13 protein-coding genes are annotated in these 12,681 nt (G+C 73.3%); 3 read left to right on the top strand and 10 right to left on the bottom strand.

Annotation, left to right across the window (positions count from 1 at the left end):
* Positions 1 to 190: 190 nt before the first annotated feature.
* Positions 191 to 1,558, bottom strand: a complete 1,368-nt coding sequence (locus tag HS045_RS35825; protein WP_307827443.1) for a hypothetical protein — start codon at positions 1,556 to 1,558, stop codon at positions 191 to 193.
* A 21-nt stretch (positions 1,559 to 1,579) separates the two neighbouring features.
* On the bottom strand, positions 1,580 to 2,134 hold the full coding sequence (locus HS045_RS10050; RefSeq protein WP_196450796.1) for a gamma carbonic anhydrase family protein: 555 nt from the start codon (positions 2,132 to 2,134) through the stop codon (positions 1,580 to 1,582).
* Between the two features lie 137 nt (positions 2,135 to 2,271).
* On the opposite strand from HS045_RS10050, the gene HS045_RS10055 reads away from it, so the two are divergent.
* On the top strand, positions 2,272 to 3,474 hold the full coding sequence (locus HS045_RS10055) for a hypothetical protein (protein WP_196450797.1): 1,203 nt from the start codon (positions 2,272 to 2,274) through the stop codon (positions 3,472 to 3,474).
* A gap of 124 nt (positions 3,475 to 3,598) precedes the next feature.
* Here the strand turns inward: HS045_RS10055 and HS045_RS10060 are convergent, their stop codons facing one another.
* The 4 genes from HS045_RS10060 to HS045_RS10075 form a co-directional block, all read right to left on the bottom strand.
* Positions 3,599 to 3,817 (bottom strand): hypothetical protein, encoded by a 219-nt coding sequence (locus tag HS045_RS10060; RefSeq protein ID WP_196450798.1) that lies wholly within the window; start codon positions 3,815 to 3,817, stop codon positions 3,599 to 3,601.
* Positions 3,818 to 3,940: 123 nt separating this feature from the next.
* Entirely contained in the window at positions 3,941 to 4,693 is a 753-nt protein-coding gene (locus HS045_RS10065) for a GntR family transcriptional regulator (protein ID WP_196450799.1), read from the bottom strand.
* Positions 4,694 to 4,866: 173 nt separating this feature from the next.
* Complete coding sequence (locus tag HS045_RS10070) at positions 4,867 to 5,325, bottom strand: VanZ family protein (RefSeq protein WP_196450800.1); 459 nt, start codon at positions 5,323 to 5,325, stop codon at positions 4,867 to 4,869.
* 152 nt (positions 5,326 to 5,477) lie between these two features.
* Entirely contained in the window at positions 5,478 to 6,182 is a 705-nt protein-coding gene (locus HS045_RS10075) for a dienelactone hydrolase family protein (RefSeq protein ID WP_196450801.1), read from the bottom strand.
* 334 nt (positions 6,183 to 6,516) lie between these two features.
* On the opposite strand from HS045_RS10075, the gene kynU reads away from it, so the two are divergent.
* Positions 6,517 to 7,752 carry a kynureninase gene (gene kynU, locus HS045_RS10080; protein ID WP_196450802.1) on the top strand — a complete coding sequence of 412 codons (1,236 nt, stop codon included), beginning with the start codon at positions 6,517 to 6,519 and terminating at the stop codon, positions 7,750 to 7,752.
* Between the two features lie 383 nt (positions 7,753 to 8,135).
* Positions 8,136 to 9,080, top strand: coding sequence for a HemK family protein methyltransferase (locus HS045_RS10085; RefSeq protein WP_374191370.1), 945 nt, complete (start codon positions 8,136 to 8,138; stop codon positions 9,078 to 9,080).
* 40 nt (positions 9,081 to 9,120) lie between these two features.
* Here the strand turns inward: HS045_RS10085 and HS045_RS10090 are convergent, their stop codons facing one another.
* The 4 genes from HS045_RS10090 to HS045_RS10105 form a co-directional block, all read right to left on the bottom strand.
* Entirely contained in the window at positions 9,121 to 9,495 is a 375-nt protein-coding gene (locus HS045_RS10090) for an MmcQ/YjbR family DNA-binding protein (RefSeq protein WP_196450803.1), read from the bottom strand.
* Between the two features lie 223 nt (positions 9,496 to 9,718).
* Complete coding sequence (locus HS045_RS10095; RefSeq protein ID WP_196450804.1) at positions 9,719 to 10,609, bottom strand: 1,4-dihydroxy-2-naphthoyl-CoA synthase; 891 nt, start codon at positions 10,607 to 10,609, stop codon at positions 9,719 to 9,721.
* Between the two features lie 47 nt (positions 10,610 to 10,656).
* Entirely contained in the window at positions 10,657 to 11,721 is a 1,065-nt protein-coding gene (locus HS045_RS10100) for a polysaccharide deacetylase family protein (protein WP_196450805.1), read from the bottom strand.
* A gap of 77 nt (positions 11,722 to 11,798) precedes the next feature.
* Positions 11,799 to 12,167 carry an isoamylase early set domain-containing protein gene (locus HS045_RS10105; protein WP_196450806.1) on the bottom strand — a complete coding sequence of 123 codons (369 nt, stop codon included), beginning with the start codon at positions 12,165 to 12,167 and terminating at the stop codon, positions 11,799 to 11,801.
* Positions 12,168 to 12,681 lie beyond the last annotated feature (514 nt).

The following is a 12,681-nucleotide window of genomic DNA, read 5'->3' on the forward strand; positions in this document are numbered from 1 at the left end:
ACGGCGGGCGGTCTTTCGTGCCCATGGCCCATCGGGGCCATTCCCTCCGGTACCGGTCGGTACCCGAAGGATCATTTCCCGATTACGGGATCACGATTCAGCCAATTGTGCGGCATGGAGGGAGCGATAAGGGTATAGGGGGAGTAACGGTGAAATAACCGGATTGGTAGTTTAAATCCACCAAGATCCGTCAAAAGTGGCGCGGGTATGGGTACGGCCCCGAGGCATCGGGGAGGGGATCGTCCCGTTCGTGCGTCAGCCGGTGCACCACGGCCGAGGCCGTCGCGAACCCCCGTTCCGGCGCCTCGGTCTCCGACAGCCGGCACCAGGCGAGCCCGGTGGCGTAGGCCGAGCCCAGCAGCGCCGCGGCCGAGGCGCGGTCCGGCGGATGCAGCGCCGAGGGCAGCGCGAAGGCCGACGGGACGTCCGGGACGCCGCCCCGGCGCGGCCAGCAGCCCCGCAGCGGGTGCGCGGGATCGGTGAGCACGACGTGCAGGATGTGCCGGAACTCGGGGTCCAGCCACGGGTAGAGCCGGTCGGCGGCCCGGGGCGCGTGGGCCGACAGGTCGGCGGCGAGCAGCGAGGCGGCCACCGCCCGCGGGTCGGCCCCCTTGCGGGCGATGAAGCCCAGGGCACGCACCAGGTCGTAGAGGGTGTGCTGGAAGTGGTCGCCGGGGGAGGCCTCGGCCAGCGTCACGTGCGACGGGCAGCGCGACAGCCACGCGTGCCGCACCGCGTCGTCGCCGTGGTGGGCCGCGGCGGCGTCCTGTCCGGTCCGGTGCAGGACCGGGGCGACCATCGTCAGCAGCGCCGAGGCCCGGGGCCGGAAGCGGGGGTCGGTCCGGACGGCCTCGGCGGTGGCGGCCATCAGCGCCACCAGCCGGCGGCCCGCCTCGGGGTGACCCGCCCGGACGCGCTCGCCGTACAGGGCGACCAGGTCGCCGAGTGAGGCGGACGGCAGCCAGCGGACCCACTCGTCGCCGGGGAGCGGGCGGGCCAGGAACTCCCCGAACATCGACAGCAGCACCTCGTTGCCGTCGAAGGCCGGGGCGTAGGCGCACCACATGAGCGTGCCCCAGACCGCGGCCACCGGGCTGGCGACCTCGGCCGCGAACAGCCCGGCGAACGGGCCGTGCAGCGGGAAGTCCTCCGGACGCCTGCCCCGCTGGGCGGCGAGCAGGTCGCGGACCCGCTCGGTGATCGCGAACGGCACGTCCGGGCCGACGAAGGCCTGCACCGACCCCCGGTCGGCGGCGAAGTCCGGACCGGCCGGGACGAGCTGGGGCGGGACCGCCGAGGCGATCTGGACGACCCGGGCCTCGGCCCGCAGCAGCGGGTCGGCGGGCGGGTGCGACAGGTGCCAGCGGCCGTCCACCGGATCCTGCCGGTACCACCGCGCGTGGGCGGCGAACCGCCACAGACCGCCGTCGGGCGTGGCCAGCGTGCGCAGCGCGACCGCCTGGGCGCGCGCGGGGAACGGGAGCGCCGGCCACCGGGGGTCGGCGACCATGGTGCGCACGTCGCCCTCGATCGCGTCGAAACCGTCCCACTGCCGCACGGCGTCATGCTACCGAGGCCGTCACCCGCCGCCCGGGTGCACCGGCAGGACGACGGCGGCGCGGTGGCGCGCGGCCTTGGCCGTGTAGTTGTCGGGGGTGCGGGCGAAGGAGGCGCGGTCGTCGTCGGTCAGCTCCCGGACGATCCTGCCCGGGACGCCCGCCACCAGGACGCCGGCCGGGATCTTCCTGCCGGGGCCGACCAGGGCGCCCGCCGCCACCAGGGAGCCCGCGCCGATCCGCGCCCCGCCCAGCACGATCGCGCCGATCCCGACGAGCGCCCCGGTCTCGACGTGCGCGCCGTGGACCACGGCCCTGTGCCCGAGGCTCACCCGCGGCTCCAGGACGGCGGGCTCGCCCGGGTCGGCGTGCAGGCAGCACAGGTCCTGGACGTTGCACTCCTCGCCGACCTCGACGGCCTCGTCGTCGCCGCGCAGGACCGCGCCGTACCAGACGCTGGCCGCGCGGCCGAGCCTCACCCGGCCGACGACCACCGCGCCGGGGGCGACGTAGGCGTCCGGATGGACCTGGGGGGTGGCGTTCCCGTCGAGGGCCGCGAGGTGAGGGACGAGGTTCATACCGTCGATGGTACGAGGGGCACGCTGTCCGATATTTCCGCAAGCATGTCCCCGTTCCGGTTGCGATTGCGGGTGGTTGGCAGCAGAGTCGTCTCTGACTTCTCCTTTTCCGCCCCACGACCTCCACGGGTAGCGCCATGACGAACCAGCACGAGAGCTTTCCCGACCTGATGCATGAGGACTCGTTCGAGGTCGTCATGCGTGGCTACAGCCGTCGCCAGGTGCACGACTACATGATCCGGACGCGCAACCAGATCCGTGATCTGGAGGAGCGGGTCGCGCGGGCGATCGACCAGGCGGAGCAGAGCAGGCTGGAGCTGGCCGAGGCACGGCGCAGGCTCTCGGACGCGCCTCAGGACTACGACGAGCTCGGGCAGCGGCTCAGCCAGATCCTGAAGCTGGGCGAGGAGGAGGCGGCGGCCAAGCGCGAGGTCGCCGACGCCGAGGCGAACCGGCTCCGTGAGGAGGCCGCGGCCGAGGCCGAGCGACTGGTCGGCTCCGCCCGCGAGCGCGCCGAGGGCATCCTGACCGCCGCGCAGCAGGAGGCCGAGCGCCGGGTGACCGAGGCCACCGCCACCGCCGAGCAGCTGCTCTCCCAGGCGGGCGGCGACGCCGAGGAGACTCTGGGCGCGGCGCGGGCGGAGGCCGAGGAGACGCTGGCCCGGGCCAGGAACGAGGCGGAGCGCACGATCGGCTCCGCCCGCCACGAGGCCGAGCGCACGCTGGAGAGCGCCCGCGCGGAGGCCGAGGAGACCCTGACCCGGGCCAGGAACGAGGCGGAGTCGACGGTGTCCTCGGCCAACGCCGAGGCGCACGCCACGCTGAGCTCCGCCCAGCAGCGCGCCGCGGTCCTGGACGAGAGCACGGGCCGCCGGGTCGCCTACCTCACCGACACGCACCGCGAGGTCATGCGTCGCCTCAACGAGATGGGCACGGTCCTCGGCGACCTGCTCCACCGGGAGAGCAGCGCCGGTCCGCTCATCGACGAGGCGGCGGTCCTGCCTCCGGCGGCCGTCGCGCAGCCGTCGCCCGCTCCCGCCGTCCCCGCCGCTCTCGCCGCTCTCGCCGCGCCGTCGCGGCACGCGCGCGGAGACGAGGCGCCCGGCGTGGAGGCCGGACCGGAGAGCGGTCCCGAGGCGGAGGCCGAGATCGACGTCGAGTCCGTCCGCGTGATCGTCGAGGACGAGGACGAGGGCGAGGACGGGCGCCGCCCTGCCGAGGAGCGCCACGTCGTGGTCTCCGGCGACACCGTCTTCGGTGCGGGTCCTGCGCGCGGCGACGGGGAGCCCGGTGCGGGTCGGGCGCGCGGCGGCGACGGGGAGCTCGCCGCCCGCACGTGACGGCGGAGTCCGAGCGGAAGCCCCCGCCCCCGATAGGGTCGGGGGCTTCCGCGATCGTGGGGCCCGGCGCCGGGGCCGCGGGCGCACCGCCGACCACGGCACCGGGCGGCTCTTCGGCGACACCTCACGGGATCGTCCCGCCGGAACGTTCCTCCTGGTCCCGCAGTCGTCGGCGCAGGCCTTCCGCGTCGTCCGCGTCGACGGTCATCGCGCAGCCCGCCTCGCGCTGGATGGAGCTCAGCGGGCGGTGGCGGGTGGCCCACCACCGGCCCGCGTCGCTCCGCCAGATCGTCCAGTCGGGAAACTCCCGGGCCAGCTCCGCCAGATGCCGGTCGAAAGACATCCACGCACCTTCCCCGCGCCCAGGACCGCTGTGACGTTCCACCTCCGACGGTGCGGCACCTCTCTAGAGAAATCAATGATCGTAGGGGTCAGGTCAACCTACCGGTTGACGGATGGCCTTGATCTATGCGTCGAAGTCGTACTGAAGTACATATGAGGCGGCGTCCAGGACCATCTCGTTGACCTCGACGGGAACGCCGTCCGAGGTGTAGGCGGTCCGCATGATCACGATGACCGGGGTGCCCGCCGGGAGGTCGAGCTGGACGGTCTCGTGCGGGTGCGGCATCCGGGCCCGCACCTCCTCGGTGAAGTGGGCCGGGCCGTGGCCGAGGTCGCCCAGGCGCGCGTAGGCGCCGCCGGGGCCGGTGTCCTCGGCGACGATCGCGGTGCCCTCCACCAGGCCGGCGGGGAAATAGGAGACCGAGAGCTGGACCGGCCGCCCGTCCACCGAGTAGCGCCGCCGCCGCACCCAGACCTCGGGCCCGCCCAGCACGCGGGCGACGTCCTCCTCGGCGGTCTCCCGGTCGAGCCGCACCTCGTCCACGGTGTACGGCCGGCCCCGGGTGTCGGAGTCCCAGATGGCCCGCCCCTGCCCCCAGTGCTCGCGGGAGAGCCGCCGGGACCCGTGCCGCCTGATGGGCCGGAACTGCCGGACGTAGACCCCCGAGCCGCGCCTGGGCACGGCCAGTCCTTCGTTGATGAGCACCGACAGCGCCTGCCTGGCGGTCGCACGGGCGATGCCGTACTGCGCCATGAGGGCGTTCTCGCCCGGAAGCCGGTCCCCGTCACGGAGTTCACCGGACAGGATCGCTTCGCGGAGCCCGTCGGCGATGCGCCGATAGATCGGGGTCTCGGGAGGTACCGGGGATTGCTGCACGTTTGATCACCCTCTGTCACCAACCGGGTTTGGCGTCTCCAGAGAACTTGCCCCGCCTTGTCCACGATCGCACAGATACAGAGGTTGGTACCGGGATTCTTTTGAGTGAATCGTGCCCATGTGGTGATTCCCGGGGGTTTTCCTTGTCCGTTTCCCTGGAACGGTCCTGACCGCTATCGGCGGGCCCACCACCGGCGGGTGGCGAGTGCGGCGAGCACGGCTCCCGCGGTGTTGAGGATCACGTCGTCCACGGAGCTCACCCGGCCGAGGCGCAGGCCGTACTGGAGGATCTCCACGGTGGCCGAGGCGGCGGCGGCCACGCCCGCGACCGCGGAGAGCGACGCCAGCCGCGCGGAGCGGACCGGGAGCAGCGCGCCGAGTGCGGCGAAGACCAGAAGATTCCCCCCGACCTGCACGAACGCCGCTCCCGGTGGCAGATGTGCGAGCTGTCGGGCCAGGTCGGCCAGCGGGACGAGGGTCACCCCCCGCGCGGTCCCGGGGGTCAGGATCATCCAGACCCACGGAGCGGTCCCGGCCAGGGCTCCCACGTCGGCGGCGGCGGTGCGCCAGGGGTCGGGGTGCCCGGCGCGTCCGCGGCGGCGGGCCAGCAGGAACACGGCGAGGACGGCCACAGGAACGGCCGAAAGCGCAGTGATGACGACATTTCCCCAAATGTCCCATGCCTGCTTCATGGGGAGATGATGGCAGGACGGCCCCTTCGCCGTTCGGCCCGGCGGGTCGGGTCCGGCGGGTCGGGCTCGTCGGGTCGGGGCCCCGCGGCCCGTCAGGTCGGGGGGAGGTGGCTCCGGAGGAAGGCCGCGGCGTGCGCCCAGGCGGCCCGGGCGGCCTCCGGGTGGTGGAACTGCGGCGCCTCGTGGTTGTGGAAGGCGTGACCGGCCTCCTCCGCGACGTACACCTCGACGTTCGGGCGGACGGCGGCGGCCTTCTCCACCTTGGCGACCTGGTCGCGGGGAATGTAGGGGTCGGCGCCGCCGAAGACGAGCAGCGCCGGGCAGGAGATCTTCTCCATCAGGCCGATCCCGTCCGGCACGCCGGAGCCGTAGAACGAGAGCAGCGCGTCCGTCTCCACCGAGGCGGCCAGGACGTAGGCGATCGAGCCGCCCAGGCAGAACCCGAGGGCCCCGCTGCGGCCCGTGGTCTCCGGCAGCGACCGCAGACGCGCCAGGGCCATGGCCGCGTCGGAGACCGCGTGCGTGAAGTCGAGGCGGGAGGCCACCTCCATGGAGGCCAGCGTCCCGGCCTCGGTGTGATCGGCCTCCCAGTGCGGCTCGATCCGCCAGAAGAGGTCGGGCGCCCCGACGACGTACCCGAGCGCGGCCAGGTCCTCGGCCACCCTGCGGATGTACGGCCCGACCCCGAAGATCTCCTGGACCAGCAGGACGGCCGGGCCGCTACCGCCCGCCGGGAGCCACAGGTGCAGGTCGAACGAGCCGTCGGCGACGGTGACCGTCTCGGTCCGAGCTTCCACGGAGCCCTCCTGGATCTTCGTTCTCCTGACGACCAGCCTAGGACAGCGGAACGGCCGTCCCCGGCATCCGTTCCCCCTCACCGGGTGATACGCGTGGGACCCGGGTAAATGTGAGGATTCGTCTCGCGCGAGCCGCGTCCCGCCGACGATCTCGCGGCCTACCGGATGATCTTTCGGCGTACCGGGCGAGCCCGCGACGCGCCCCGACGATCTCCCGGAGCACCCCGGGAGCCGAGCTCACCCACCGGTGCCGCCCAGTGGCCGCCCAGTGGCCGTACGGGCGCCCGTACGGGATGATGGGAGGACTGGTAAGGGTCGAAACCGGAGATGATTCATGACCATCAGCCGCGCGGACTGCGCCGCCCTCGACGCCGCCGATCCCCTCCGGCACCTCAGGGACGAGTTCGTCCTGCCCGAGGGGACGGTGTACCTGGTCGGCAACTCGCTCGGCGCCCCGCCGAAGGGCGCCGCGGCGGCGGTCACCCGGGTCGTGGCGGAGGAGTGGGGCGGCCGCCTGGTCGGCGCCTGGAACGCCGACGGCTGGTTCGACCTGCCGGTCTCCACCGGCGACCGGCTGGCCCCCCTGATCGGGGCGGGCCCCGGGCAGGTCGTGGTGGGCGACACCACCTCGATCGCGATCGTCAAGGCCGTCTCGGCCGCGCTGCGCCTGCGCCCCGGACGCCGGGTGATCGTCTCGGACCTGGACAACTTCCCGACCGACCGCTACATGGTCCAGGGACTCGCCGGAGCGCTGGGCGGCCACGAGATCCGCGACGTGCGCGGCACCGAGGGCCTCGACGCGGCGCTCGCCGGCGGGGACGTGGCGTGCGTGCTGCTGTCGGAGGTCGACTACCGGACCGGGAACCGGCACGACACCGCCGAGGTGACGGCGCGGGTCCAGGCGGCCGGCGCGCTGATGGTCTGGGACCTGTGCCACAGCGCAGGCGCCTACCGGGTGGACGTGTCCCCGGCCGACTTCGCGGTCGGCTGCACCTACAAGTACCTCAACGGCGGCCCCGGCTCCCCGGCGTTCGTCTACGTGCACCCGCGCCACCACGCCGACGCCGAGCACATCCTGACCGGCTGGCACGGCCACGCCGCGCCGTTCGCGTTCGAGCCCGGCTACCGCCCGGCCGAGGGGGTGCGGCGCTTCGCGGTGAGCACCCCGCACGTGCTCTCCTTCGCCGCGCTCAACGCCTCGCTGGACGTCTGGGAGCGGGCGGACCTGGCCGAGGTGCGGGCCAAGAGCGTGGCGCTCACCTCCCTCTTCATCGACCTGGTCGAGGAGCTGTGCGCGCCGTACGGGCTCGGGCTGGTCACCTCGCGCGACCCGGAGCGCCGGGGCAGCCAGGTGAGCTTCACCCATCCGGAGGGCTACCCGGTCATGCGGGCGCTGATCGACCGGGGCGTGCAGGGGGACTTCCGCGCCCCGGACATCCTGCGGTTCGGGTTCGCCCCGCTGTACATCCGCCACGTGGACGTCCACGACGCCGCGGTCACGCTGGCGGAGGTGCTGGAGAAGGAGCACTGGCGCGACGAGCGGTACATGCGGCGGCTCGCCGTCACCTGACACCCGGCCGGGCGCCCCGGTGGGGCCCGGGAACGGCCGGCGGTCGGCTTCCGCGCTCCTACGCCTGACGGCGGCCGATCGGTCGGCCCGGCCCGGCCCGGTCGGAGGGGCGCCGTGTGCGGGACGCGCGTACGGCCCCCACCGGGGTGTTTGCGCGCCGGGGCGCGGCTGGGTAGCGTTGCCGTCCCCAGCAGTGGACGTACCGGAGGAGGTGAGACCCATCAACGCCAGATCAGGCCGGGTGCTCTCCTCTCACGGCCGTGCGGTCCACCCGGCGTAGGTGACCGAGAGGGCACCCATCGGAATTCCGAAGGGTTCTCATGCCGGCTCAGCCGTCACCGCACGTCCGATCCGCCTCCCCGTCACCCGCCGTGTCACCCGTCGTGCCATCTGCCGTGTCACCTGTCGTGCCACCCGCCGTCCTGTCCGCCGTCGTCGCCAGGCTCCGGGCCGCCGGCTGCGTCTTCGCCGAGGACGAGGCCGACCTGCTCGCCGACGCGGCGCGGACGCCCGCCGACCTCACCGCCATGGTGGAGCGGCGGGTCGCCGGACTCCCCCTTGAGCACGTCCTGGGCTGGGCGGAGTTCTGCGGCCTGAGGACGGCCGTGGATCCCGGGGTCTTCGTGCCCCGGCGCCGCACCGAGTTCCTCGTCCACCGGGCCGCCGCCCTCACCTGCCCGGGAGCCGTCGTCGTCGACCTGTGCTGCGGCTCGGGCGCACTGGGCGCCGCTCTGGCGTCCCTGACCGCGGCCGCGGAGGGGGCGGCCGGCAGGACTCCCGGTGACTCGCAGAGGGCCGGCAGGACTCCCGGTGACTCCCCGAGGGGGCCTGTGGAGGGCGTCCCGGACGGAGCTCCCGCCGGGGTGGAGCTGCACGCCGCCGACATCGACCCCGCCGCGGTGGCCTGCGCCCGCCGCAACCTCGCCGCCCTCGGCGGCCGGGTGTACCGGGGCGACCTCTACGAGCCGCTGCCCGCCGCGCTGCGGGGGCGCGTCGACGTCCTGCTCGCCAACGTGCCCTACGTGCCCACCGGGGAGATCACGCTCCTGCCCCCGGAGGCCCGGCTGTACGAGGCGCGGGTGGCGCTGGACGGCGGCGCGGACGGGCTCGCCGTCCTGCGGCGGGTGGCCGCCGGGGCGCCGCGGTGGCTGGCGCCGGGCGGCCGCCTGCTGTTCGAGACGAGTGAGCGGCAGGTGGCGTCGGCCGTCGGGATCGTCACCGGGGAGGGGCTGGTGCCGGAGGTGGCCGTCTGCGAGGAACTGGACGCCACCGTGGTCGTCGCGACCCGGCCGCCCGGCCCGGCCACCGGGCCGGGCCGGGCGCCCTGAAGGGCCTTCCGCCCGCCGGAGGCGGTCCCGGCCCGCGCTCCTACCCGTCCCGGGCGTCGAGGGCGGCGACGAGTCTCTTGGGGGCCACGGCCCGGTAGCTCTCCTCGACCCAGTCGAGCAGCACCTCGGTCTCCGGGAGCGTCCCCGTCAGCGGGATGGTCACCCACCCGGACCTGCCGAGCCCGTAACCCGAGGGCCGGACGCCGTCGAGGGCCAGGGCGTGGCCGTGCGACCCGGGCAGCTTCACCCCGGCGCTCGGGCTCCACTTGTCGGTCGGCTCCTCGACGCCGAGGAAGAGGAAGATCTTCTTGTTGACCTTGACGACGGTCTCGCCCCAGGGGTGGTCTTCATGGGCCTCCGGGAACCGGAGGGCGAACTCGCGCAGCGTCTCGCGGATCTCGCGCCATTTCTCCATGGCCGCCATTGTGAACGCCGGGTCCGACGTTTTCCCGCCGCCCGGTGGGCGCCGTACGGACTCCCGCCATCCACCGGGCGTCACCCGTCCCTTCCGTCGCCCGGTGCGCGCCAAGAGGTGAGCACCCGGTCTCAGATCCGGCGAGATCCAGTGGACCCGGATTCGTACGTCGCCACGCCCCCAGCCTGCCGTACGGCACGGCCCTGCCGGGGCCGAGGGCGGGTCAGAAGTACCAGGGGAAGGGGCTCCAGTCGGGGTCGCGCTTCTCCAGGAAGGAGTCGCGGCCCTCGACCGCCTCCTCGGTCATGTAGGCCAGCCGGGTGGCCTCGCCCGCGAAGAGCTGCTGGCCGACGAGCCCGTCGTCGGCCGCGTTGAAGGCGTACTTCAGCATGCGCTGGGCCATCGGGCTCTTGCCGTTGACCTTCCGGGCCCACTCCAGGGCGGTCCGCTCCAGCTCCGCGTGGGGCACGACGGCGTTGACCATGCCCATCCGGTGGGCGTCCTCGGCGCTGTAGGCGTCGCCGAGGAAGAAGATCTCGCGGGCGAACTTCTGGCCGACCTGGCGGGCCAGGTAGGCGGAGCCGTACCCGCCGTCGAAGCTGGCCACGTCGGCGTCGGTCTGCTTGAACCGGGCGTGCTCCCGGCTGGCGAGGGTGAGGTCGGCCACCACGTGCAGGCTGTGCCCGCCGCCCGCGGCCCAGCCCGGCACCACGCAGATGACGACCTTCGGCATGAAGCGGATCAGCCGCTGGACCTCCAGGATGTGCAGGCGCCCGGCCCGCGCGGGGTCGATCCGGCCGTCCTCGGCGTACTTGTAGCCGTCGCGGCCCCGGATGCGCTGGTCGCCGCCCGAGCAGAACGCCCACCCGCCGTCCTTCGGCGAGGGCCCGTTCCCGGTGAGCAGCACGCAGCCGACGTCGCTGCTCGTCCGGGCGTGTTCGAGGGCGCGGTAGAGCTCGTCCACCGTCTGCGGGCGGAACGCGTTGCGCACCTCGGGCCGGTCGAAGGCGATGCGCACCGTCCCCTGATCCACGGCCCGGTGGTAGGTGATGTCGGTGAAGTCGAAGCCCTCGACCTCCCGCCACGCCTGCGGGTCGAACAACTCGGAGACCATGCTCGTCACCTCTCCCGGCCCGGTGCGCCGGCGGTTGGGGGAACCGTTCAGTAGGGAAGAGCGTAGGGCGTGAAGCGCGAGGCCATGAAAGGCGCCTTGAACTTCGCGTAGGCGACCGTCGCGACGTCGCCGTCGGAGGTGTAGCGCTCGCCGGGGTTGGCCTTCAGCCAGTCCAGCCAGGCGGTGGAGCAGAAGCGGGCGCAGTCGTCCTTCTTGACCTTGTCCATGGAGCGGATGCGCGGCAGGTTCACCGGGTCGAAGTCCTTGCTGAAGGGCGAGGGCCCGGGGGTGTACCCGGCGCGGAAGACGCCGCCGTAGGCGTAGGAGACGTCCCCCATGCCGCCCTTGAGGGCCCAGGTCGTGGTGCTCGGCTGGTTGCCGTACGGCAGCGCCAGCGTCACCGGGTCGGTGCCGGTCAGCTCGGCGATCAGCTCGTGCCCCTTGGCGATCTCGGTCATCGCCTCCTTCTTCGACAGGCCGAGGAGGTTGCGGTGGCCGTAGGTGTGGTTGCCGACGTCGAAGCCGTTCTCCCGCAGCCAGGTGAGCATCTGCGTCTGCTCCTCCGGCGTGGTCTTGCCGAACAGGTCGCGCGTCACGTAGAAGGTGGCCGTCGGCCGGAACCCCGGGTGCTTCCTGGCGACCTCCTGCAGGATGGCGACGGCGGTGTTCGGCACGGGCGTGCCCGTCCCGTCCAGGGTGAGCTGCGCCGGGGAGGCGTCGTCGAAGGTGAGGACGACCGGGTGCCTGCCGGCGGGGACGCCGATGCGCCCGCGGACGTACTCGGCGGCGGTGATCGGGACGTAGCCCTCGACGGCCATCCGCTCCAGTTCCTTGCGGAACTGCCCGGGGGTGCGGTCGTCGGGGGCCGTGGGCTTGTCCACCACCCGGTGGTACATCATGACGGGGATCTGGCCCAGTTCGTTGGCCTTGACCTTGGCGGCCCTGGCCGCCTTCTCCCTGCGGACGGCGGCCTGGTCGGTCGTGCCGCCCTGGCCCTTCGCGGCGGCGCCGATCTTCTTCTCCGGCTCGTCCTCCCACGGCATGCACCCGGTCAGCGCGGCACACGCCAGCGCGGCGGCCAGGCCGGCCGCGCCTACCTTACGACAGCTCATCAGATCTCCCCGGAACGGTGGAACGGATGCGATGGGGGGTGGCCGCCCTTGCCCCGCAAGGGCGGCGGCGCCCGGCGCTACCGCGCGCCGGCGGTGAGCGGCTGCCCGCCCCGGTCCTTCAGGACGGGCGCGTCGGCGGTCTCGATCCGGCGGGCGCCCGGGTCGATCGGGTCGAGGTGGCCGCCGTGCTGGTCGTGGCGGTCGGCGTCCGGGTCGTCGAACCAGACGCCCCCCTCGGCCAGGTAGCGGAAGCAGATGCCCCGGTGCGCGGGGACGGTGACGGTCACCTGGTAGGTCCCGTCGTCGCCGCGGCGCATCGGGTGGGCGTACGGGTTCCAGTCGTTGAAGTCCCCGACGAGGGAGACCTCGCCGCGGACCTGGTCGACCGGCAGACTGAACGTGAGCTTGACCTGCCCGTTCTTGGCGGGCTTAGCGCGCTTGATCACTGGTGTCCTCCTGAACTCGTTGCCTCATGGCCGCTGCCGCCGTGGCGGTGACGGGGCGCACGGGGCGCCCGGCCCGCACGTACGCCCCGTCCGGCGGACCACGTGCGATCCGCGTGCGGGCCGCACGCGGATCGCACCGTCCACGCGGGTCGCGGTGGACGCGTCGCGGCGGAAGCGGAGGTCCGTCCGGCTGATTGGTACAGACCATGAGAATCTCTACTTCTGGTCCCCATGGGGCGATACGGACACACTGCGTGTTGTGCAGGATTTACGCCTACATGCCGCTATCCCGACGGTGAGCCCGGGAATCCGGCCGGAAGACGGGGCGATCCCGCCGGGGTGATTCCATCGGCTCGGTCACGCTCCGTCAGCGATCCCATCGGTGATCTCGTCAGCGATCTCGTCGGGGGTCCCCTCGGAGGCTCTGTCGGCGGCTCCGCCTGGCTCCGTTACATACCGACCGTTTAGTATGTTGACTCCCGCTCGACGGAGCGGGGGAGGGTCGGAGTGTCGG

The sequence above is a fragment of the Planomonospora sp. ID82291 genome (assembly GCF_015711645.1).
In the GTDB taxonomy this organism is placed as follows: Bacteria; Actinomycetota; Actinomycetes; order Streptosporangiales; family Streptosporangiaceae; genus Planomonospora.